At 42.5% G+C, this 22,789-nt stretch carries 22 protein-coding genes; 17 read left to right on the top strand and 5 right to left on the bottom strand.

Translation table 11 applies throughout. The annotated features are described in order from the left end of the window. Positions 1-2: 2 nt before the first annotated feature. On the bottom strand, positions 3-1,157 hold the full coding sequence (locus ACFQ3Q_RS01990) for a DNA polymerase III subunit (protein ID WP_380742403.1): 1,155 nt from the start codon (positions 1,155-1,157) through the stop codon (positions 3-5). A 69-nt stretch (positions 1,158-1,226) separates the two neighbouring features. On the opposite strand from ACFQ3Q_RS01990, the gene ACFQ3Q_RS01985 reads away from it, so the two are divergent. Genes ACFQ3Q_RS01985 through ACFQ3Q_RS01975 form a run of 3 tightly spaced genes read left to right on the top strand, consistent with a single transcriptional unit; the run spans position 1,227 to position 5,050 of the window. Further along, the gene (locus ACFQ3Q_RS01985; protein ID WP_380742401.1) at positions 1,227-2,411 is read left to right on the top strand and encodes a phosphoglycerate kinase; all 1,185 of its coding nucleotides are present in this window, start codon (positions 1,227-1,229) and stop codon (positions 2,409-2,411) included. Between the two features lie 53 nt (positions 2,412-2,464). Continuing rightward, the gene (locus ACFQ3Q_RS01980; protein WP_380742399.1) at positions 2,465-4,048 is read left to right on the top strand and encodes a LysM peptidoglycan-binding domain-containing protein; all 1,584 of its coding nucleotides are present in this window, start codon (positions 2,465-2,467) and stop codon (positions 4,046-4,048) included. A gap of 24 nt (positions 4,049-4,072) precedes the next feature. Next, entirely contained in the window at positions 4,073-5,050 is a 978-nt protein-coding gene (locus ACFQ3Q_RS01975) for a DUF4837 family protein (RefSeq protein WP_380742398.1), read from the top strand. 62 nt (positions 5,051-5,112) lie between these two features. On the opposite strand, the gene tatA is transcribed toward ACFQ3Q_RS01975, so the two are convergent. Continuing rightward, positions 5,113-5,328 (bottom strand): twin-arginine translocase TatA/TatE family subunit, encoded by a 216-nt coding sequence (tatA, locus tag ACFQ3Q_RS01970; RefSeq protein WP_380742396.1) that lies wholly within the window; start codon positions 5,326-5,328, stop codon positions 5,113-5,115. Positions 5,329-5,565: 237 nt separating this feature from the next. On the opposite strand from tatA, the gene ACFQ3Q_RS01965 reads away from it, so the two are divergent. From ACFQ3Q_RS01965 to ACFQ3Q_RS01935, 7 genes are read left to right on the top strand one after another with little or no spacing between them, the layout of a single operon-like run. Then, on the top strand, positions 5,566-6,438 hold the full coding sequence (locus tag ACFQ3Q_RS01965; protein WP_380742394.1) for a M23 family metallopeptidase: 873 nt from the start codon (positions 5,566-5,568) through the stop codon (positions 6,436-6,438). A gap of 3 nt (positions 6,439-6,441) precedes the next feature. Beyond that, positions 6,442-7,941 carry a GH3 auxin-responsive promoter family protein gene (locus ACFQ3Q_RS01960; protein ID WP_380742392.1) on the top strand — a complete coding sequence of 500 codons (1,500 nt, stop codon included), beginning with the start codon at positions 6,442-6,444 and terminating at the stop codon, positions 7,939-7,941. An 8-nt stretch (positions 7,942-7,949) separates the two neighbouring features. Continuing rightward, positions 7,950-9,638, top strand: coding sequence for a DUF6909 family protein (locus ACFQ3Q_RS01955; protein ID WP_380742391.1), 1,689 nt, complete (start codon positions 7,950-7,952; stop codon positions 9,636-9,638). A 6-nt stretch (positions 9,639-9,644) separates the two neighbouring features. Next, positions 9,645-10,190 carry a dTDP-4-dehydrorhamnose 3,5-epimerase gene (gene rfbC / locus ACFQ3Q_RS01950; RefSeq protein WP_380742389.1) on the top strand — a complete coding sequence of 182 codons (546 nt, stop codon included), beginning with the start codon at positions 9,645-9,647 and terminating at the stop codon, positions 10,188-10,190. Further along, positions 10,187-11,044: a dTDP-4-dehydrorhamnose reductase gene (rfbD, locus tag ACFQ3Q_RS01945; RefSeq protein WP_380742387.1), complete on the top strand. Its 858-nt coding sequence runs from the start codon at positions 10,187-10,189 to the stop codon at positions 11,042-11,044. Before rfbC ends, rfbD begins: the two co-directional genes overlap by 4 nt. Positions 11,045-11,081: 37 nt before the next feature. Next, positions 11,082-12,071 (top strand): UDP-glucuronic acid decarboxylase family protein, encoded by a 990-nt coding sequence (locus ACFQ3Q_RS01940; protein ID WP_380742385.1) that lies wholly within the window; start codon positions 11,082-11,084, stop codon positions 12,069-12,071. Between the two features lie 9 nt (positions 12,072-12,080). Further along, positions 12,081-12,857 (top strand): glycosyltransferase family 2 protein, encoded by a 777-nt coding sequence (locus ACFQ3Q_RS01935; RefSeq protein WP_380742383.1) that lies wholly within the window; start codon positions 12,081-12,083, stop codon positions 12,855-12,857. Here ACFQ3Q_RS01935 and ACFQ3Q_RS01930 read toward each other — a convergent pair. Beyond that, a complete protein-coding gene (locus tag ACFQ3Q_RS01930) occupies positions 12,852-14,159 on the bottom strand; it encodes a phenylacetate--CoA ligase family protein (protein ID WP_380742381.1) in 1,308 nt (435 codons plus the stop codon). The genes ACFQ3Q_RS01935 and ACFQ3Q_RS01930 overlap by 6 nt on opposite strands. Before the next feature lie 85 nt (positions 14,160-14,244). Between ACFQ3Q_RS01930 and purD the strand changes: the two genes are divergently transcribed. Beyond that, a complete protein-coding gene (gene purD, locus ACFQ3Q_RS01925) occupies positions 14,245-15,519 on the top strand; it encodes a phosphoribosylamine--glycine ligase (RefSeq protein ID WP_380742379.1) in 1,275 nt (424 codons plus the stop codon). Here the strand turns inward: purD and ACFQ3Q_RS01920 are convergent. Then, entirely contained in the window at positions 15,511-15,741 is a 231-nt protein-coding gene (locus ACFQ3Q_RS01920; RefSeq protein WP_380742377.1) for a DUF6341 family protein, read from the bottom strand. The genes purD and ACFQ3Q_RS01920 overlap by 9 nt on opposite strands. A gap of 47 nt (positions 15,742-15,788) precedes the next feature. On the opposite strand from ACFQ3Q_RS01920, the gene ACFQ3Q_RS01915 reads away from it, so the two are divergent. Genes ACFQ3Q_RS01915 through ACFQ3Q_RS01895 form a run of 5 tightly spaced genes read left to right on the top strand, consistent with a single transcriptional unit; the run spans position 15,789 to position 20,071 of the window. After that, entirely contained in the window at positions 15,789-16,712 is a 924-nt protein-coding gene (locus ACFQ3Q_RS01915) for a DUF6427 family protein (RefSeq protein ID WP_380742376.1), read from the top strand. Between the two features lie 47 nt (positions 16,713-16,759). Then, the gene (locus ACFQ3Q_RS01910; RefSeq protein WP_380742374.1) at positions 16,760-17,404 is read left to right on the top strand and encodes a hypothetical protein; all 645 of its coding nucleotides are present in this window, start codon (positions 16,760-16,762) and stop codon (positions 17,402-17,404) included. Continuing rightward, entirely contained in the window at positions 17,401-18,399 is a 999-nt protein-coding gene (locus ACFQ3Q_RS01905; protein ID WP_380742372.1) for a DNA adenine methylase, read from the top strand. The genes ACFQ3Q_RS01910 and ACFQ3Q_RS01905 overlap by 4 nt, the downstream gene beginning before the upstream one ends. 4 nt (positions 18,400-18,403) lie before the next feature. Then, on the top strand, positions 18,404-19,012 hold the full coding sequence (locus ACFQ3Q_RS01900; RefSeq protein ID WP_380742370.1) for a DUF4254 domain-containing protein: 609 nt from the start codon (positions 18,404-18,406) through the stop codon (positions 19,010-19,012). An 18-nt stretch (positions 19,013-19,030) separates the two neighbouring features. Next, the gene (locus tag ACFQ3Q_RS01895) at positions 19,031-20,071 is read left to right on the top strand and encodes a glycosyltransferase family 9 protein (protein WP_380742368.1); all 1,041 of its coding nucleotides are present in this window, start codon (positions 19,031-19,033) and stop codon (positions 20,069-20,071) included. Between the two features lie 77 nt (positions 20,072-20,148). Here the strand turns inward: ACFQ3Q_RS01895 and ACFQ3Q_RS01890 are convergent, their stop codons facing one another. Continuing rightward, entirely contained in the window at positions 20,149-21,195 is a 1,047-nt protein-coding gene (locus ACFQ3Q_RS01890; RefSeq protein WP_380742366.1) for a 2Fe-2S iron-sulfur cluster-binding protein, read from the bottom strand. Between the two features lie 95 nt (positions 21,196-21,290). On the opposite strand from ACFQ3Q_RS01890, the gene ACFQ3Q_RS01885 reads away from it, so the two are divergent. Beyond that, positions 21,291-22,775, top strand: coding sequence for a DUF5687 family protein (locus ACFQ3Q_RS01885; protein WP_380742364.1), 1,485 nt, complete (start codon positions 21,291-21,293; stop codon positions 22,773-22,775). Positions 22,776-22,789 lie beyond the last annotated feature (14 nt).

Below are 22,789 nucleotides of genomic sequence, written 5' to 3'. Positions count from 1 at the left end.
AATTAAGCTGCTTTTTTATGCAGAAAGCGGGTTAGTTTAATTGATAAATCGGTTAGTATAATCTTAGCGTTTCCATTTCGTTGAATATGGTAAATGGCATCTTCAAGGGCCTTTGTGATCTCCATAATATTACCTCCGTGCACAAAGGGCGCAAACTTTTCCAGTTTAAAGCCTTTGGTCTTTGGTGAGAGATAGACCAGTTCTTCTGCTTTGTAATTCATCACCATTGCCTGTCTGAAAAAGTCAAGACAATATAAAAGAAAACTTTTCTGACTTTCCCTTCCCAGATCGGCAATTTCTTCGCTCCACGCAATAAGCTCGAGCACGGTGCCTTTGTTTCCTTTGGCCTTAAAGGCACTTCTTACCCATTGCACAAACCATTGTTCATACTGCTCATCTCCTGTATTTTTTTGTGATAGGTGTACAGCCCTGGTGTAACTGCCATTTGCCTGATGTGCAATACTAAGAGCATCCTGCTGGCCGCAATATTGGTTCTTCACCAGGGCATCAGCAATATCGGCTTCGGCAAGAGGAGGGAAGTGAAGTCTCTGGCAACGCGATTTTATGGTTTGGATGATCTGTTCTTCATCTTCGGCTACAAGAAGGAAAAGCGTATTGTTAGGCGGCTCCTCAATGAGCTTAAGCAATTTGTTGGCGGCCTCCATATTCATCTTTTCAGCCATCCATATCAGCATTACCTTGTATCCGCCTTCATAAGCCTTCAGGGATAAGGACTTCACGATATCCTGTGCTTCATCTACCCCAATCTTTCCCTGTTTATTCTCAATGCCAAGCCGCTGGTACCAGTCATAAAGACTTCCGTAGGGGTTGGTCTTAATGAATTTGCGCCATTCCTCCAGGAAATGAGAGGAAACAGGGTGCTTCTTCACCTTGTCATTGGCCGCTACCGGGAAGGCAAAATGCAGGTCGGGGTGTGAAAGATTCCCGAATTTCATATTACAGGCCTCATTACCTGTATTGTTCTCGCTATTATTATTCTTACAAAGTATGTATTGGGCATAGGCGATCGCCATAGGAAGCGTACCGCTGCCGCTGTTCCCAACAAATAACTGGGCGTGCGGAATACGGTTTCGGTCTGCCGTAGTTGTCAGGTGATTTTTAATGTGCGGTAAACCTATAATATCTGAAAAAAGCATAAGCAAATATAAAACTTCTATGCACTTTTATATCTTCGGAAAAAATTATATTTGTAATAAAGCAGACTTATGAAAACTATAGACGATTACAATTTTAAGGGGAAAAGAGCATTGATAAGGGTTGACTTTAATGTGCCGTTGGATGAAAACCTGAAGGTGACCGATGCCAACCGGATTGAAGCAGCCAAGCCAAGCATCCTGAAGATTCTTGAAGACGGAGGAAGTGTGGTGCTGATGTCACACCTGGGAAGACCTGAAGGACAGGAGGCTAAATTCTCTCTTAGAAATATTGTAAGCAAGGTTTCTGAAGTGATAGGCGTAGAGCCAAAGTTTGTGGAAGACTGCGTTGGAGAAGAGGTGAAGAAAGCAGCAGATAATCTGCAACCGGGAGAGATCCTTTTACTGGAGAACCTTCGTTATCATAAGGAAGAAAAAGCCGGAGACGAGGAATTTGCAAAACAACTCTCTGAACTTGGAGATATTTATGTGAACGACGCCTTCGGAACCGCACACCGTGCCCACGCTTCGACTACCGTTGTTGCAAAATTCTTTAAAGATAAATGTTTCGGATATCTTCTGGCTAAGGAAATTAAAAGTCTGGATAAGGTCCTTCACAGCAAAGAGAAGCCGGTTACCGCGATTTTGGGCGGAGCGAAGGTTTCTTCAAAGATCACCGTAATTGAAAATATCCTAGATAAAATAGACCACCTTATTATTGGTGGCGGAATGACCTATACCTTTATTAAAGCCAAAGGCGGAAAAATAGGGAATTCTCTTGTTGAAGAGGACAAGCAGGAACTTGCCCTTGAGATCCTTGAAAAAGCGAAAGAAAAAGGCGTACAGGTACATTTACCTGTAGATTCTGTGATTGCCGACAGCTTTTCAGAGCAGGCTAGTACACAGATAGAACAGGTAGACAATATCCCTGACGGCTGGATGGGACTTGATGTAGGCCCGGAAACCCTTAAAAATTTTGCCGATGTGATCTCTAAATCCAGGATCATCCTCTGGAATGGACCGGTAGGAGTTTTTGAAATGGAAACTTTTGCAAAAGGAACCATTGAGATCGGTAATTTTATTGCCAATGCAACCAAAAACGGAGCATTCTCTCTTGTTGGAGGGGGTGATTCTGTTGCTGCCGTTAAGAAATTCGGTTTTGAAGACAAGGTGAGCTATGTTTCTACCGGGGGCGGAGCAATGCTTGAAATGCTGGAAGGAAAATCACTTCCGGGAATCGAGGCCATTGGCCAATAAGAGGTACGAAATTTGTTATAATTTCGTTTTTAATAAAAAAGGATGAATGAGGTATGGTGAAGCCTAAATTATTATTGCTCTTATTGTTTGTTGGTGCTAATCTAATTGCCCAGGAAAAAGACCGGGACAAAGAGGTTAAAAAAGCGAATTTCAGGGTACAGATCTTTCATAAAACCGGGAACAAGGATATTATTCTTGAAAAACCAGACCCGGAGTTTCAGAATAAATTGCCGATATCGGCCGTGATCAGGGACTCTTCTAAGGTAGCACTTGAAGATCTGCCTAAAGCCGCACGTATAGACAGCCTTTGGAGTGCGGCACTTACAAATTCTGATCTGTATGAGACAATGCACGCCAGTGTGATGGATCAGGATTATTCTGAAGTTGTTTATAAGGAATTACCAACAGATACCTTGAAAGCCCGGCTGGCAAAGCTTAATGCCCGGACGCCTTTCAATATAGAATACAATCCTATTCTGGAAAGTGTTATCAAATCTTATCTGAAACGGAATAAGAAGGCTATGGAGCGCCTAATGGCGCTTAGCGATTATTATTTCCCGATGTTTGAACAACAACTGGACAGGTATGATATTCCGCTGGAGATAAAATATCTTGCTATAGTGGAATCTGCCCTGAACCCGAGGGCGAAGTCCTGGGTTGGAGCGACGGGTCTCTGGCAGTTTATGTATACCACAGGAAAAGCCCACGGACTGGACATAAGCTCTTACGTAGATGAGCGTATGGACCCTACAATGTCTACCGAAGCTGCAGCCAAATACCTGGCCAACCTGTACGGAATTTTTGGGGACTGGGATCTTGTGCTGGCTTCCTATAATTCAGGGCCGGGAAATGTTTCCAAAGCTATACGAAGAAGCGGCGGAAGTAATAATTACTGGCATTTAAGAAGGTATTTACCCCGTGAGACCGCAGGCTATGTTCCGGCTTTCCTGGCCACGCTTTATATCTTTGAGTATGCTGAAGAGCACGGCTTTCAGCCAAATCGTCCCGAGGTCGCCTATTTTGAGACCGATACCATTAAGGTAAAGGAAATGATCACCTTCGATCAGGTTACCAAGGTGACCGGGGTGGATAAGGAAATGCTTCAGTTTTTAAATCCAAGCTATAAACTTAATGTCATTCCGTATGTAGATGATGAGGATTACGTTTTAAGGCTTCCACGGGAGGCTTCAGGCGTATTTGTGAACAATGAAAAAGCGATCTATAAGTACGCTTCAGAAGAGATAAAAGAGGAGAAAGATAAACTTCCTAATTATGTAGAGGCTGAAGACAGGATTAGATATCGCGTAAGAAGAGGGGACTATTTAGGAAAGATCGCAGAAAAATATGGGGTAGGTATAAGCAGCATTAAACGATGGAACAACCTTAGAAGCAATAATCTTCGCATTGGCCAGTATCTCACCATATACCCCCGAAAACCGGTGGTTTCAGGCGGGAGTACGGCATCCAAATCTCATAATAAGAGTACTCCGAAAGTGTATACCGTGAAAAAAGGAGATTCGCTTTGGAGTATTTCTAAGAAGTTTCCGGGAGTTACGGTACAGAATTTGAGGGCTTGGAATAATGTGAACAGTAACCACTTAAAGCCGGGAATGAAGCTTAAGCTTTCCAAAGGCTAAAAAAACCTAACCAAATTTTACAATATGAAAAAATATTTAGTCCTCGTTTTCAGTATTTTGCTATTTGTTTCCTGTAAGGAGAGCTCAGAGAAAAATGAAAGGGTCCTTACCGATTCCTCCGGAAATATTAATCAACTCACGGTGGTCATAGAGAATAGTTTATGGGAAGGAGAAGTAGGAGAGACCATTAGGACTAATCTTGCAGCTGCGGTAGACGGACTTCCCCAGGAAGAGCCTTTGTTTTCCCTAAGCCAGATCCCACCCCAAACCTTTTCCGGTTTTGTTAGAAAGAACAGATTGTTCTTAAAGATTGAAGAAGGGGACACTAATGAATTCAGAGTGTTGAATGAGGTCTATGCCAGGCCTCAAAAAGGAGTTGTGATAAGAGGTAAGAACGAGGAAGCACTTATTGAGCAAATCAATAAGCAGTCAGACAGTATTATTTCTATTTACAAGGAAACCGAACTAAAAGAAAAGCAAAGACGTATCGCCAAAGGACTTAAAGACGATAAAAAGCTGAAGGAAAACTTCGGTTTGTCGCTCAAGTTTCCAACGGCCTATCGTTATGCTAAAGAAGCGAAGAATTTTTCCTGGATAAGAAAGGAGATTCCTAAGGGAAATATGGAGATTCTTATTTATGAAGTTCCTTTAAGTACCATAGAGAAAGACACCAATGTTATAGGGAATATCATCAAGATGAGAGACTCTATAGGTAAGGCCCATATTCCCGGGCCTGTGGAAGGCAGTTATATGATCACTGAAGAGGCCTATGCCCCTTATTTGTTTGAAACTGAAATAGACGGGAAATTCGCTTATGAGACCAGGGGAACCTGGGAGGTGAAGAATGCTTTTATGGCGGGCCCTTTTGTGAACTACGCTGTTAAAGATGAAAAGAACGACAGGTACCTTATCCTGGAAGGTTTTGTATTCTCTCCTTCAAGGGGAAAACGGGATAATATCTTTGAACTCGATGCAATACTGCAATCGGCAGACATCAAATAGGAAATAAAAAAAAACCAGCCGAAAGGCTGGTTTTTTTTATTGTCTTTAGTAATTCAGGATTACTATTTCTTTTTATCTGAGATCCCTTCGTTAGAGTCATCGGGACTCGGATTGCTCTTGTCGTCATCTTTCGAGGCATCTTTAAATTCCTTGATTCCACTTCCAAGACCTCTCATCAATTCAGGAATTTTACGACCACCAAATAACAGTAATATAACAATTACGATTAAAATTATCTGTGGTGCGCCTATAGCCAATGGTAAAATAAATGCGTTCATAATAGAATTATTTAATACTGCAAACTTAACAAGAATTCAGCAATAAATCCTTTATCCAAAATAAAAATGGATAAATTTAACTTACTAAGCGACTGTTTTAAAAGCCTCTTGGATAGTTTCAGAGGGCTTAAGGGCCCTCTCGGAAAGCCCGGACTTTAAATTCATTTTTCAGGATGGAGTGATATTTGATATAAATCCCCGGAATATTTTCCGTTATCTTTGTACAAGCGTTTAATTATGGCAGAAAGAGAAAAAAATAAGAAGAAATTCACCAAAAAGCTCCTTCATAAGTACCGGATGGTAATCCTTAACGAGGATACCTTCGAGGAGCGGTTTTCATTTAAATTAACGCGTTTAAATGTATTTGTGGCGGTTGGTTTAAGTATGATCATACTTATTGCCGGAACCACTTTTCTTATCGCCTTTACGCCCTTAAAGGAATATATTCCGGGTTATTCTTCCGCAGAACTAAAGCAAAAAGCGACCAATCTGGCTTATACCACAGATTCCTTACAGCAGGTTATAAAACTGAATGAGCAATATCTTAGCTCCATTAAGAGTGCTCTTTCCGGAGAATTGGAAACCGATGTTTTAAACCGGGATTCGATGGTAATCTCTTCTTATGAAAGCCCGGACTTTGATGAGGAAATCACTACCGTTAAAGCAGACTCTATTTTAAGGGCTGAAGTGGCTCAGGAGGATAAGTACAACATCCTTCCATCGGCTACAGATCATATAGACTTTTCTTTGTTTCCGCCGGTAAAGGGTAGTATTTCAGAGGGCTATAGTGCTAAGAATAAGCATTATGCCGTAGATATTGTGGTTCCTAAAAATGCACCGGTAAAATCGGTTGCAGACGGGCGGGTGATATTTTCTGAATGGACCGCCGAGACCGGTTATGTGATCATCATAAAACATCCGTATGGCCTGCTTTCCGTATATAAGCACAATGCATCTCTAACCAAGCAACAGGGAGATGTGGTAAGTGCAGGGGAAGTTATTGCCAGTGCGGGATCAACAGGGGAGTACACCACCGGACCGCACCTGCATTTTGAGCTTTGGAATGAAGCGACACCGGTAGATCCGGTAGATTATATTGATTTTGATTAAACTATGTCTGTAAAAGCAATTGCCGCAAAGATTTTTGCAAAATATATTCGCCGAAAAATAGATAAATGGGCTTCACACCCTGAAGCTACCCAGGAGAAGGTCTTTCGGGAGCTTATCTCCAAAGGGAGCAATACCCAGTTTGGAAAAGATCACGATTTCGGGAATATTAAAACCCACGCAGATTTCGTGAAAAATGTCCCCGTAAGAGATTATGAGGAATTAAGGTCTTATGTAGATAAGATGGTCGCCGGGGAGCCGGATGTGCTTTGGCCGGGTAAACCATTGTACTATGCCAAGACCTCAGGAACCACCAGCGGGGCTAAATATATTCCGTTAACCAAAGATTCTATGCCTACTCACATCAAGGCAGCCAGGAACGCGATCTTGTGTTATATAGAAGAAACCGGGAATGCCGAATTTGTTGACGGGAAGATGATCTTTTTGCAGGGAAGCCCGGAACTCCAGGAGAAGAACGGGGTGAAACTGGGCCGATTATCTGGGATTGTGGCCCATTACGTCCCGGGTTATTTGCAGAGGAACCGAATGCCGAGCTGGGAAACCAACTGCATTGAAGATTGGGAAACCAAGGTCGAAGCCATCGTGGAAGAGACCAAAGATGAGAATATGACCGTGATTAGCGGGATCCCGTCCTGGGTACAGATGTATTTTGAAAGACTTAAGCAGAAGACCGGAAAGGATATTGGAGACCTTTTTAAGAACTTTCAGTTATTCATTTACGGCGGAGTGAATTATGAGCCGTACCGATCAAAATTTGAGAATCTCATAGGCCGAAAGGTGGACAGTATAGAGCTTTACCCGGCTTCAGAAGGCTTTTTTGCCTTTCAGGATAAACAGAAAGAAAAGGGGATGTTGCTGCAGCTGGATTCCGGAATGTTCTACGAATTCATCAAGGCAGATGAATTCTTCGATGATAATCCAAAAAGGTTTACGATCGGGGAGGTCGAGAAAGGTGTGAATTACGTTATGCTGGTCTCTACCACCGCAGGTCTTTGGGCTTACAATATTGGAGATACGGTGCAGTTCACCTCGTTAAAGCCTTACAGACTTATGGTCTCAGGCCGGATCAAGCATTATATTTCGGCTTTCGGGGAGCACGTGATCGCCAAAGAAGTGGAACAGGCAATGCAGGAGGCGACCGAAAAAACAGGTGCCCGGATCAGCGAGTTTACCGTTGCACCTAACATTACCCCCGGGGGTGATGAACTGCCTTATCACGAATGGTTTGTGGAGTTCGAAAAAGAGCCTGAGGATATGAATATTTTCAGGGATAGCCTGGATGAATCTATGCAGAAGCAAAATTCTTACTATTTTGACCTTATAGACGGGAAGATCCTTCAGAAGCTTAAGGTCACAAAGATTCCTGAGAACGGATTTCAGCAGTATATGAAATCTATTGGTAAATTAGGAGGACAAAATAAATTGCCCAGGCTTTCCAACGACAGAAATATCGCGGAAAAGCTTGAAAATCTGATTAAAAACTAAATCAAAATATGCCCAATTTAAAATTATACGGACGCACGCGTGCACAGGAAAGCACTAATGCTATAGAGCGTATGTACATTACGATGCGCCACCTGTTCAATCGTGGTTTCTATAAGCCTATGGGAGTGTCCGGAGAGACGCTTCGCGAGGCCTTGCTCACCCTGAGGCCTGAAATATATGGTTCTGTAGCCGACGATAAAGCCGAGTTAAGCGGACTGCTGTATGTTATAGACCGCTTGCCAATTGGTATTGAAGAGTGCCAGTATATAAACCTTACCAGCGACGAGGGCTACGGGAACTCACACTTTAAACCTATTGTTCCGCCAAAACGACGCAGGAACTGTTACCGTATAGATGAAGAACAGATGAATATCGAGATCACAAGGGGTCGCTCTGAGATCTATGATATCCTTACTCACCTTACCTTTCTGTTCATCGAGTCTCACAAGGTTATGCGCAGAGTGGTGATAGATGAAGAAGGCAATGTTACCAGGGACTGGGAAAAACTTGAAAAGGCGGTATTGCAGAACGGCGACCTGAGCCAGGCCGAAAGGGAAGTGGCTTTAACGCATACGGCAAATATACTCGGAAGGACCTTTCACGAGGTTTCTACCATTTATTCCAAGTTCTCCATTCCAGAGAATAGGGAGCGTTTTCTGCATATTATTTACTGGCTGGGAAAACTTGCGATTAATGAGACCATCAATAACCAAAAGAGGATCATCACCTTTAGCCCAGTGCTGAGGGAAAGACTGGGTCACCACATTCACGGGGAGATCTGGGCCGATAATATTAAACAATACCTGGTTGAGAATAACCTGATGCATCGTCCTGTTCACATTATCAGCGCCAATATGCACAGTGTGATGAACACGCTTTACACTCCTTTTGCGCTCAAAACCGAGCTTAAGAAAAAAGAACCTTTAAAGCTGTACGAGGAACTGAGCAATAATGCCAACGGGGAGTTAAGGAATAAAATAAAAAAGGCGGCAATTAGTAAAGGAATGAAGTTTCTGGAGGATAAAAGCGGAACCAACATAGACGTTCAGGTTTTTGACACCTCAAAGATGGAAGGCAGCTTTAAAAATGCGGACTTTAGTAAGAAGAATGATGATGAAAAGCCTGTGATCATAGTTATGGATTATGCTTTTGGAGAACAGGCCTATGAAACTATGGATGAACTTCTGAAACCTTATAATTTTGAGGATAATGAGATTCATATGAATGTGAAGTCTGTTTCCATAATGGGGAAAGCAGGGATTCTTGAAGGCGGAAAAGGAGATATTATGGTGCCTTCAGCCCATTTATTCGAAGGGACGGCAGATAACTATCCATTCAATAACGAACTCACTAAAAAGGATTTTGAAGGCAACGGAATTAAGGTTCTTGACGGGGCAATGATCACGGTTTTGGGAACCTCTCTTCAGAATAAAGACCTGTTACAGTTCTTCTATGACTCTACCTGGAATGTAAGCGGTCTGGAGATGGAAGGAGTGCATTACCAGAAAGCCATCCAGGCGGCCTCTAAACTAAGGGGTAATATAAGCTCTGAGGTGAAGGTGAGGTATGCCTATTACGCTTCAGATAACCCTTTGGAGACAGGAAGCACCCTGGCGTCAGGTGGTTTGGGTACCACGGGAGTGAAGCCTACCTACCTGATCACTGAAAAAATCCTTGAGCAAATCTTTAATTCTTAGCCTTTCATGCAAATTGAAAAAACTCCTTTAAAAGATTGTTTTATTATCAAACCTCAGGTTTTCAGGGATAACCGGGGAATTTTTCTGGAGAGCTATCATAAGAAAAAGTTTAACCGGTTAACCGGCCTGGATACCGAGTTTGTACAGGATAATCAGTCGGTTTCATCTTATGGGGTGCTTAGAGGAATGCATTTTCAAAAAGGAGAATTTGCCCAGTCTAAGCTGGTGAGGGTGATACACGGAAAGGTTCTGGACGTAGTGATAGACCTCAGGCCCGATTCACCAACTTTTAAAAAACATTTTAAGGTTGTGCTGGATGATGAGAACCTGCAGCAGCTTTATGTGCCTAAGGGTTTTGCTCACGGCTTTCTGACTCTTTCCGAGACTTCGGTGTTTGCCTATAAATGCGACCAGTATTATTATCCCGGTTCTGAACAGGGAATCATTTACAACGATCCTGAGCTGAACATCGACTGGGATTTTCCGGAAGATAAATTGATTTTATCTGAAAAAGACAGGGTACAACCTGGTTTTAAAGAATTATTTGAATGAAAACAGTCTTGGTGACAGGCGGTAAGGGCCAGTTAGCCCAATGTTTTGAAAAACTGTCGAAACATTATCCTGATCTCGATTTATTAATAATGTCTTCAGAAGAAGTGGACATTACAAATAAGTCGGCGTTACGCCAGTTGTTCGAAGCAAAGAAGATCGATTTTTGTATTAATTGTGCCGCATATACAAATGTGGAAAAGGCAGAAGAGGAGAAGGAAAAAGCCTTTCTCGTAAATGCCAAGGCCGCAAGGAATCTCGCGGCATTATGTAAGGTTAACGATATTGTATTAATTCACTTTTCTACAGATTATGTCTTCGACGGAAATTCGAATACCCCTTATTCTGAAGAAGATCAGACCAATCCCATTAATATATACGGTTCCTCCAAATTAAAAGGCGAAGAATATATCAAGCAGGAATGCAATAATTATTTCATTTTCAGGACCTCCTGGTTGTATTCGGAATTCGGGCATAATTTCTTCAATACCATTTTGAGAAAGGCTGAAGAAAGGACCGATCTGAAGATCACGACTTCTCAAACGGGAACTCCTACCAATGCCAACGATCTGGCTGAAATGGTTCTGGATATCATAGATGAAGACGATACAGATTTTGGTTTATATCATTACAGTAATGAGGGGGAGGCCACCTGGTACGACTTCGCCTTAGCGATTCTTGAGCTTTCCGGGAAACGGGACCAGGTGAGTTTAACTAAAAGCAATGCCTATAAAACTGTAGCCGAAAGACCGGTGTACAGTGTTCTGAATAAAAAGAAATTTAAAAACACTTTCCAGCTGGAGGTACCTCACTGGAAAGACAGTCTGAAGGAGCTCATAGATTCTCTGGATTCTTAAAATTTGATTACTTTTCGGCTGGAAACACTTCATATAAATGGCAAAACGAATTCTTATTACGGGAGCGGCGGGTTTTTTAGCCTCCCATTTGTGCGACAGGTTCATTAAAGAAGGTTATGAGGTGATAGGAATGGATAATCTTATTACCGGGAACCTGAAAAACATAGAACACCTGTTCAAACTCCCTAATTTCGAGTTTTATCATCACGATGTCACCACCTTTGTGCACGTACCGGGGAAACTTGACTATATTCTGCATTTTGCCTCGCCTGCAAGCCCCATAGATTACCTTAAGATCCCTATCCAGACCCTTAAGGTTGGCTCTCTGGGAACTTTACACCTCCTGGGACTGGCCAAAGAAAAGAAAGCAAGGATCCTGATTGCATCAACTTCAGAGGTTTACGGAGATCCGCAAGTGCACCCTCAAAATGAGGAATATTACGGGAATGTGAGTTCTACTGGCCCTCGCGGGGTTTATGATGAAGCCAAACGCTTTCAGGAATCTCTCACGATGGCTTATCACCGTTTTCACGGGCTTGAGACCCGAATCGCAAGGATCTTTAATACTTACGGTCCAAGGATGAGATTAAATGACGGCCGGGTGATACCTGCCTTTATAGGCCAGGCGTTACGCGGGGAAGACCTTACGGTTTTTGGTGACGGAAACCAGACCCGGTCCTTTTGTTATGTGGACGATCAGGTTGAAGGGATTTACAGGTTACTGTTAAGCGATTATTCGGAACCCGTGAATATTGGAAATCCCGAAGAGATCACGATAAAAGATTTTGCTGAAGAGATCATAAAACTTACCGGGACCAATCAGAAGATCGTTTATAAGGAACTGCCTAAAGATGATCCTATGCAGCGGCAGCCGGATATTACCCGCGCAAAGCAAGTGCTGGGCTGGGAGCCGAAGATATCACGAAGTGAGGGAATGAAGATCACTTATGATTATTTTAAAAACCTTAGCAAAGAAGAGCTTAAAAAGAGTGAGCACAAGGATTTTTCAAAACACATCAGACGTTAAAATAATCCGATGAATAAAAACCCGGCACTGGTATCCGTTATTATGCCGGCCTTCAACAGCGCCGGTTATATTAGTGGATCTGTGCGTTCTGTTCTGGAACAAACTTACAGCGATCTGGAACTTATAATTGTTGATGATGCTTCTACCGATGCTACCCTTGCCACAATCCAGGGACTTGCCGCTGAGGATTCCAGGCTAAGGATCATTCGTAATAAAAGCAATGAAGGCGCCGGGATATCCCGTAACAAAGGAATAGAGGCTGCCAGAGGCGCTTTTATAGCCTTTCTGGATGATGATGACCTGTGGAAGCCTGAAAAGCTAGAGAAACAGCTTAAATTTATGCAGGAGAGCCAGGTTAAGGTTTGTTTTTCTAGTTATGAACTGATCTCAGAAAAAGGAGAAAAACTAAACCGGCAGGTGGAGGCGCTTCCTTTTCTTACGTACAATAAGCTGCTAAAATCCAATTATGTTGGTAATCTTACCGGAATATACAATGCCGGGGAACTTGGTAAGATATATGCACCGGAGATCAGAAAGAGGCAGGATTGGGGCTTATGGCTTGAAGCTGTAAAAAAAGCCGGAGAGGCCAGGAGCATTAAGGAGCCTTTAGCCCTCTACCGGGTAAGAAGGAATTCCATTTCGGGGAACAAAATTGAAATGCTGAGGTACAATTTCAATATATATCACAAAGTGCTGGGTTTCGGTTTTTTTAAAAGCATCAGGTGTATGCTTATGTTCCTGAAAGAGCATTTTTTTGTAAAAAAAAGAATGGAAAAGGCCTTATAGGTGCGAGGTGAACTGCTTCAGCTTACCGCTTTTACTTCGGCGTAAAACCTCAGATCTTTTAAAATTCACCTTCAGGTTTTTCCCCACATAGGTTTCTATGGCGTGCAGGATCTTTTTGATCTGTAATTCAGAAAAATCTTCCTTGCTTACATATTCAATTTTGAAGGCATCGGTAGCTGTCTGGGTGATCACAAATTCCTTGATTTCCCCGTTGTCCTCAATGATGGTTTTGGTCACATAATAAAATGTAAGTCCGGGCACCACTTTGCCATCCGGTAATTTAGCGATATCACTGGTTCTTCCAATCAGTTTCTTAAGGATAGGCTGCTTGAGGCTTCCATTTTCCGAAAGCACTCCCGAGTCACCAATATCGTAACGAATCATTGGATGCGCCTTGTTGTAAAGCGAGGTAATTACCACTCTGCCTTCGGTTCCTTTAGGAACCGTTTTCCCGTTTTTATCCAGAATTTCGATGAAGAGGTCTTCAGAATTCACGATCCATTCGCTGTTCCTGTTCTCAAAAGCGATGAGACCTACCTCACTCGCCCCGTATTCGTTTATCACCGGTACCCCCAGGCTTTCCTCCATTAGTTTCTTATCCTCTTCAAAAAGCCTTTCAGAAGTAACGATGCACAGCTTTAGGCTGGGACAAAGGTCTTTTAGCCTGATGTCATGCTCCTGCAGATATTTTGCGAAAAGCAGGATGGCACTGGTGTAGCCGTTTATATAGTCAAAATCCTTTTTCCTGAAACGCTTTAGAAAGCCTTTCATTTTATCCTCGCTAAGGTCGAAGATATTGAAACGCCTCCTCAGGCTTATCCGGTCCTTAAGCTTCTCCTGAATATTTCCATAGAGATCCAGTGGAATTCCATAAAACCTGGCCTGTAGTGAGGTGTTGAGGTCGATACCATACCAGTTATAGCGGTTGTTGAAGCCGGCCCAGCTGAGCGCGTGTGAAAAACGGTCCTTGGCAAATATAAAAGGCTGGCCGCTGCTGCCGGATGTCTTTCCCAGGTAGGCCTTTCTTTTGCTGAAGCCGTTGCTAAGGCGCTTTTGAAGTGGTTGCTGAAGGTCGGATTTTTGCATTACCGGCACGTCTTCCCAGTTCTTGAAACCCTCTTGCTGGAAGAATTGCCTGTAAAAAGGATTGTTCTTTAAATGATAGTTTACAATATCGGTCCGCCTTTGAACGATATATTCCTGGTATTTCTCTTCAGGGATCTCCCTGATCTCCTCTAAAAGCTTTTGGGCCCGGTTGATAGGGAAATTGTTCAATTGCAATGAAAGTTTAAACCAGTCCAAAGGCAAATAGGCTTTTTTGTACGAAATTATTGGTGCTTCAATTTACAAACATTTATTTTTGGCACAATAATAAAATATACTCCAGATGAAAATTTTAATTCTAGGCTCCGGCGGACGTGAACATACTTTTGCATATAAGGTGGCTCAAAGCCCGAAATGTGATAAACTATATGTGGCTCCGGGTAACGCGGGAACAGCTGATATTGCTGAAAATGTCGATTTGAAAGTGACCGATTTCGAGTCTATTAAAAACTTTGTTCTGGAGAATGAGATCGGGATGCTTATCGTTGGACCTGAAGACCCTTTAGTGCAGGGGATCACCGATTTTTTTGCCGAGGATAATGCCTTAAAGCAGGTAAAAGTGATAGGTCCTTCTAAAAAAGGTGCCTTGTTGGAGGGAAGTAAGGAAAGAGCCAAGGAGTTTATGGCGATGCATAAAATTCCCACCGCGGCTTATGAAAGTTTCACTGAAGAAAGTCTGGATGCAGGAAAGCAGTTTCTGGAAACTCTTAAACCTCCATATGTACTTAAGGCTGATGGTCTTGCAGCCGGGAAAGGAGTTTTAATCCTTGAAGATCTGGACGAGGCTAAACAGGAGCTGGAAAATATGCTGGCAGGAAAGAAGTTCGGGAATGCAAGCGCCAAGGTGGTGATAGAAGAATTTCTGGACGGAATTGAGCTTAGCGTATTTGTACTTACAGACGGAGAGAATTACAAGATACTTCCAACGGCGAAAGATTATAAGAGAATAGGGGAAGGAGATACCGGCCTTAACACCGGCGGGATGGGAGCCATTTCTCCTGTTCCGTTTGCAGATAAGGAGTTTATGACCAAGATCGAGGAACGCATAGTAAAACCAACTGTAGATGGTCTAAGGAAAGAAGAAATTGGTTATAAAGGCTTTATTTTTATCGGTTTGATAAAGGTTGGAAATGAGCCTTATGTGATAGAGTATAATGTTAGGATGGGAGATCCTGAGACCGAGGTGGTACTGCCAAGAATAAAATCTGACCTTGTAGATCTTCTGGATAAGACCTGGAATTCTCAACTTGATAAGACCGGTCTTGAAATTGACGAAAGATCGGCTGCTACGGTAATGCTGGTTTCCGGAGGATATCCTGAGGCTTATGAAAAAGGAAAGGAGATAAGCGGCATCGATAAAATAGATGATTCGATCGTGTTTCACGCCGGCACCAAAAATGAAGGAGGTAAGGTAGTCACCAGCGGAGGCCGTGTGATCGCGGTAACTTCCTTTGGTGAGGATTACAATAAGGCACTAAAAAAATCTTATCAAAATGCTGGGAAATTACATTTTGATAAGATGTATTATAGAAAAGATTTAGGATTTGATCTATCCTAAAAATGAATGTGCTGAAGGATCGCGGTCTTCTTCGTTGTTATCGTTGAATTTCTTAAGCTGCTTCATCCAGTAAAAGAAAGCAACAAAACCTACCAACAAGAATAACCAGTTCATAAAGTTGGCTGCGAACCAGGATTCCAGTTCAAGTGCGCGCAGGGCGTCAAAAGGATAAAATAATATTTCCTCAAATAACCAGGCAATCCCTTCAAAAAAATCTTTCATCGTATAACTTTGTTATATTTAACACTACAAAAATATAAAAAACGGCAATGCTAACAAGCTTTTTTAGCAAATCAAAACCCGTTAATGTCGTTACGGTGGTCGGTTTAATGGCCACCTTTTTTCTGATGGCAAACTTCAAAGACTGGTTTGGGAGCTTTGAGATTGGGGAGTTCTTCGAAAAACTAAGCGTATTATTTGCTTTTATTCTGAGTGTTATGGTGCTCAATTTTATTGCTAAAAAGAACGAACTTACCCGAAGAAGTGCCTATAAAATATTGCTTTTTGCCATTTTTTCAACCTCATTCTTTGCGCTTTTACGGGATACTCAGGTAATAGTTGCCAATCTCTGTGTTCTTTTTGCACTTAGAAGAATTATTAGCCTTAAATCTCAAAAAGTAGTTCGGAAAAAGATCTTTGATGCCACTTTCTGGATCTGCATAGGCTCCCTGTTCTATTTCTGGACCATTCTGTTTTTGATCATTGTCTTTGGTGGAATTATGATCTATGCAGCCAGGCTTAAGAACTGGCTCATCCCGCCAGTGGCTTTTTTATGTGTGGCCATACTTACGGCCACATTTCATCTGCTGGTTTATGAAGATATTTATACCCTTTCAGAATGGTTTCAGGCAAGCGAATTTAATTTTGATGCCTACAGAACCCCAAGAGTGCTAATCCCGCTAAGCATAATTCTGAGCTTTATGTTGTGGACGTTCATACATTACCTGGGGATTATTCAAAGGGCCAGTGTTACGGCAAGACCCTTACTTAACTTGATCATTTTCATTCTTTTCACGGGCGTGGCTGTAGCCCTTTTCGCTCCAACAAAAGACGGCAGTGAATTAATTTTCTTCTTCGTGCCTCTAAGCATCATAGGTTCGAGTTATTTTGATAGTGACCGGGATAAGATTTTCAGAGAAGTAATGCTGGCAATTCTTATCTTAATGCCGCTTTGTATGCCGCTGCTTTTTTAAGCCGAAAGCAATATGGATAAAACCGGCCAATTCCGGCCTTTATTTGGATGAACTACAATGATCTTTTGGAGGCTGAAATTCAGCTGAAGCAACGCTGGAGTTGCAAGTACCAATGGTTTAGGAAACAAAATGATTTCTGGGACCGGCAATCTTCCTTTATTTATTCTGTGACTACATGGGATGAACTTAATGAAAGGATCGCTTTGCAGGTTGCCACTGAAGGGGTTAACGAAAAGGAATTTTTTCAGTATTGCATAAACCGCTGGTATAATTTCAGGAGTGCCAAAGCCGTGGAAAATATATTTACTTCGGTTGAAAACGTGAAGGCCTGGAAGAACCCGAAGAGCAGAACAATAGATTTTAGCCTGCACGGGATAAATTTTGATCTTAAGACCAGTGTTTTTCCTGCTGCTTTTAGTCCCGGATTTGAATTCTCGAGAAATTATCCGGAAAAACTTATCGAGTGGCTGTATAAAAACCAAAGCAGCCAGGGTCGGAAGCATTTCGAAAACCGCCTATTCCTTATTGTTTACGATAAAAACGGGGAGCACTGGAAATTAAAGGCCGAAATTTCATGGCTTAAGCAAATCATTGAAAAATATGTTACTACTTTTGAAGCTTCAAGCCTGAAAAGTTTCTGTTTTCAACCCGGAAAGCAAACTCTTTCAGATATCATCTGGGCGATAAAATGAATTATATAGGTTCTAAACATAAACTTGGAGAATTTATAAAGACCACGGTAGAAGATGTGGTTTCTTCCAGTCTTTCCGGGATGGTTTTCTGCGATCTTTTTGCAGGAACCGGCACCGTTGGCCGAAGGTTCAAGACATCGGTGAAGTCTGTTATCGCTAACGATGTCGAGTTTTACAGCTACGTTTTGCTAAAGAATTACATCGAAAATCACAGGGAACTGGATTACAGGAATCACCTGGACGAACTCAACGCTATCCCGGGAAATCCGGGTTTCATATTTGAGGAATATAGTGAAGGGGGCAGGGCCGATCGCCTGTATTTTTCGGCTAAAAATGGTCAGAAGATCGATGCTGCCCGTCAGCAGATCGAAGTCTGGAAATCCTCAGAGGAAATAGGGGAGGAGCTCTATTACTTTTTGCTGGCATCCCTGCTGGAAAGCGCCGATAAGATCGCGAACACAGCTTCGGTTTATGCAGCTTTTCTGAAAAAAATAAAGAATACTGCACAAAAGGAATTCGAGATAAAACCTGCTGTTTTCGAAAAGTCCGCAGCATCTCACAAAGTTTATCATAAGGATGCCAATTGCCTTATAAAGGAGGTGGAAGGTGATATTCTTTATCTTGACCCTCCCTATAACGCACGGCAGTACGGAGCAAACTACCATTTGCTGAATACTATTGCAAAATATGATACCTTTGCACCGCGAGGCAAAACCGGGCTTCGGGAGTATTATCGTTCGGCCTATTGTAAAACGGCCGAGGTGCACCGGTCTTTCGAGGAATTACTGAAAAATGCGAATTTTAAATACGTGTTTTTCAGCTATAATAATGAAGGACTGATGGCTGCCGCTGATATTCGGAAAATTATGAGTCGTTACGGAAAGTACGACCTGGTTATGAAGGAATATCAGCGTTTTAAAGCCGATAAAACTGAAAACCGGAACCATATTGCTTCACAAACCACAGAATATTTACACATTTTAGAAAAAAAATAATTTTATGTTTTCAGATAAAGCGAATAAGATCTTTCAGGAGGTAATTGCCAAATACCACGAAAAAGACAGTGTAGATCAGCCTTTTGAAAATCCTTATGACAAGAACAGCGAACTAATCGAGCACCTTTTATACCGCAAATGCTGGATAGACACCGTACAGTGGCACTACGAAGACATTATTCGGGATACCAATATAGACCCTGTTGCGGCCTTAAAGCTGAAACGCCAGATAGATGCTTCCAACCAGGACCGTACCGATATGGTGGAGTATATAGACAGCTATTTTCTTGATAAATACAAGAATGTAAAGCCAAAGGAGAATGCCACCATTAATTCTGAAAGTCCTGCCTGGGCTATAGACCGCTTATCCATACTTGCCCTTAAGATCTATCATATGAACGAGGAGGTACAGCGCGAAGATGCTTCCCAGGAGCACAAGATGAAATGTCAGGCGAAACTGGATGTGCTTTTGGAGCAGCGTGTGGACCTTTCTACTGCTATCAATCAGTTGCTTGAAGATATAGAGACCGGAGATAAGTATATGAAGGTGTACAAGCAGATGAAGATGTATAATGACGAGGAGCTTAATCCGGTACTTAGAAACACCAAATAAGACCAAAAGACCCTGATAATGCCAGATCCAGCAGCACATATTCTTGTAATTCGCCTTTCAGCGATGGGAGATGTGGCTATGACGGTCCCTGTACTTCGGAAGTTAACCGAAACTTATCCGAAATTAAAGGTTACGATGCTCACCCGCGGTTTCTTTGCACCAATGTTTAAAGACATTCCTAATGTTTCGGTTTATGAAGCCGATATTAAGGGAGTCCATAACGGCGTTACGGGGCTTGGCCGGCTTGCCAAAGAACTTAGGGATGAAGGGGTGGACATTGTTGCCGACTTACATAATGTACTGCGAAGTAATGTGCTGAAATCTGTGTTTTATCTCTTCGGAATACCGGTAGAACAGATCAATAAGGGGCGAAGTGAGAAAAAAGCCCTTACCAGAAGTGATAATAAGGTTTTTGAACAACTGAAGTCTACGCATCAGCGTTACGCCGATGTTTTCGGGGCGCTGGGATATCCTGTTAATCTTGAGACGGTAAAATTCCCTGAGAAACAAAAGCTTTCTCAAAAGACCAGGGAAATTGTGGGAAATTCACCGGCAAAGTGGATAGGAGTGGCACCTTTCGCTCAGCATAGCTCTAAAGCTTACCCGCCAGACCTGGTAGAGAAGGTTTTAAGTAAGCTAAATGAAAATCCGAAAATCAAAGTCCTTTTATTCGGAGGAGGGAAAATTGAAAAAGCGCAGCTGGAGGCCTGGGAAAAGAAGTTTCCAAATGCTGTTTGTATTGCGGGAAAACTCAGTTTTGAAGAGGAGCTTGCCCTTATCTCCAATCTGGATGCAATGCTGTCTATGGACAGTGGAAATGCCCATTTAGCGGCAATGTATGGAATTCCTGTAATTAGCCTCTGGGGGGTAACGCATCCTTATGCCGGTTTCAGGGCTTTCAGGCAGCCAATGGAAAATTGCCTGTTACCTGATCTTGAGATGTACCCTAAGATCCCAACTTCGGTGTATGGAGATAGGTTCCCGGAAGGATATGAAGAAGCAATCCGGACAATTCCGCCTGAAAAAGTGGTGAAAAAGCTGGAAGAAGTGGTACTTTAAAGAGGTTCCTGATATCAAATTAAAATAAAAATCCCCGTTCAAACCTGACGGGGATTTTCTTTTATAGGAACCTGAGCTTATACATCGTCATAATCTACCTTCAGGCTTGGTGTGGTAGGATGTGCCTGGCAGGTAAGAACCAATCCTTCAGCGATCTCCTCGGCGGTAAGGATCTGATTTTTGCTCATTTCTGCTTTACCTTCAGTAATTCTGGCGATACAGCTGCTGCAAATCCCGCCCTGGCAGGAATAAGGAACATCAAGATCGTGCTCCAGGGCTGCATCCAGAACGGTTTCAGACTGATCCATAGTGAATTTGGTCTCTTCATCATCAACCATAATCGTAAGTTCAGTGCGCCCATCAAGATCGGCTTTAACCTCTCCCGTATCTTCGGTAGTGAAGAGTTCGAAAAATATCCTCTCTTTTTCTACGCCGTTCTCTTTAAGAACTTCAGAAACGTGGTTGATCATAGGCTCAGGACCACAAAGGTAGAATGCATCAAAAGGATGATCCTTGAACTTGTTCTTAAGCACAAAATTCACGGTGCTGGTCTCAATTCTTCCGAAGTGAGCATTGTCTTCTCTGGTACGGCTGTAAACGAACTCCACAAATAGCCTGCTGGCATATTCGGCCTGCAGATGCAGCAATTCCTTGAAAAATATGGTGTCTTCGGGAGACTTATTACCATAAGTCAGCACGAAACGACTGTGAGGTTCGTTCTCCAGAACGGTTTTGATAATGGAAAGCACCGGGGTGATCCCGCTACCGGCAACAAAAGCGGCATAATTCTTAGGTTTATCTCCCGGCTTCAGGATGAACTTCCCTTCCGGCGGATGTACCTCCAGCACATCGCCTGCCTTTAGCCTGTTGTTGGCGATCACCGAAAATCTTCCTCCTTCAACCTCTTTAACGGTTACCTTGAACTCCCCGGTACCCGGAGCCGAACATAAAGAGTAGGCCCGACGAATCTCTTCGCCCCCAATCTTTACCTTTATAGTTATATATTGCCCGGCTTCAAAGCGGAATTCCTCTTTTAGATCTTCAGGAATTTCGAATGATATACTTACTGCCTGCGAGGTTTCACGTATGACTTCTTTTACTCTTAGCGGATAAAATTTACTCATCAAAAATATATTTGGGTGCAAAAATACAAAGTATGTTGCTTTTAAAATGTAACAAAAGTCTAAATTTCGGTACTTGTAGATAAACAATCATCTGAATGATCGAATACTTATTATCTCTGGAATGGAAAGCTTTTAAGAGATCGGCCAGTTTCGGAAAAAGTTTAGGCCTTAAGATTTTTCTGATTTTTCTGGGGCTCTATTTTGCCCTGGTCTCTCTCTCCCTGGGGTTCGGGCTTTACCCGATATTACAGGAATTTTTCCCTGGGGAAGATCCGCTGCAACTGGTAAACCGGTTTCTTCTGGCTTGGTTCTTACTGGAGCTTACTTTCAGATTCCTGCTTCAAACCCTGCCGGTTATAGATATTAAACCCCTGCTCACACTGCCCATAAAAAAACGCAAAGTGGTGAATTTTGTGCTGAATAAATCTTTATTCTCATTTTATAACCTGCTTCCATTACTGATAATTATTCCTTTTGGGGCTTATGTTATTTATAAGGGGGATTATGGCCCGCTGAATATCCTTTCCTGGATGCTTAGTGTTTTCGCCCTCAGCCTGTGTGTGAATTTCCTGAATTTTATCATCAAGAAAAGATTCACCGAAAACCTGAAAGCCCTGGTCCCATTGGTAATTCTTGTAGCAGCCTTCGGATTATTGGAGTATTTGAAGGTATTTGAAATTAGTTATTATTTTGGAGCCACTCTGGATTACCTGGTGTCTCATCCTTATCTTGCCGGTGTGCCCCTCGTTTTTGTGGCAATTCTTTACAAATGGAATCAGCTTAACCTGGAGCAGAACTTTTACCTGGATTCCGGCTTGAAACAGAAGAAAAAGGACATAGACACGCGTGATTTTATGTGGACGCGCAGGTTTGGAAGTATAGCTCCTTTTCTTCAGCAGGACCTGAAACTCATCTGGCGTAATAAAAGACCAAAGACAACCATCTATTTATCCCTCGTATTGCTGGGGTACGGGCTTCTGTTTTATCCAAATGATTCCTTGGTTGAAATGCCTGCATTCTACATTTTTGTTGGGGTATTTATGACCGGTATCTTTATGATCAATTTCGGGCAGTTTATTCCTTCCTGGGATGCTTCCTATTACCCGCTTATTATGTCGCAAAATATCCCGATGAAACAATACCTGGCATCCAAAGCGGGACTCATTAGTTTCAGTGTGGTGATCCTGGCCATTTTAACCACGCCTTATGTTTATTATGGCTGGAACATTCTTTTGCTGAATCTGGTGTGCGCTCTGTATAATATTGGGGTCAATGTGCCGGTGCTGTTGTTCGCAGGTTCTTTTAACAGAAAAAAGATCGATCTTGATAAGTCTCCTTTTATGAACTATCAGGGTACCGGTGCCGCGCAGTGGCTGGTGGCCATTCCGTTAATGGTTATTCCCGTGCTTATTTTCTGGGGAATGTATAAATTTACCGGGTACCAGGGCGGGATGTTGCTTTTGGCAGGACTCGGTCTTAAAGGACTGTTGTTAAGGGGAAATATCCTGAATTTCCTGGCAGGGCGTTACAAGAAAAATAAATACGCAATGCTGCAGGGGTTTAGTCAGAGTGGAGAATAATTTAGAATCGAAAA

The sequence above is a fragment of the Salegentibacter chungangensis genome, assembly GCF_042678405.1.
GTDB lineage: Bacteria > Bacteroidota > Bacteroidia > Flavobacteriales > Flavobacteriaceae > Salegentibacter_A > Salegentibacter_A chungangensis.
This window is presented reverse-complemented; position numbering and strand designations above follow the sequence as displayed.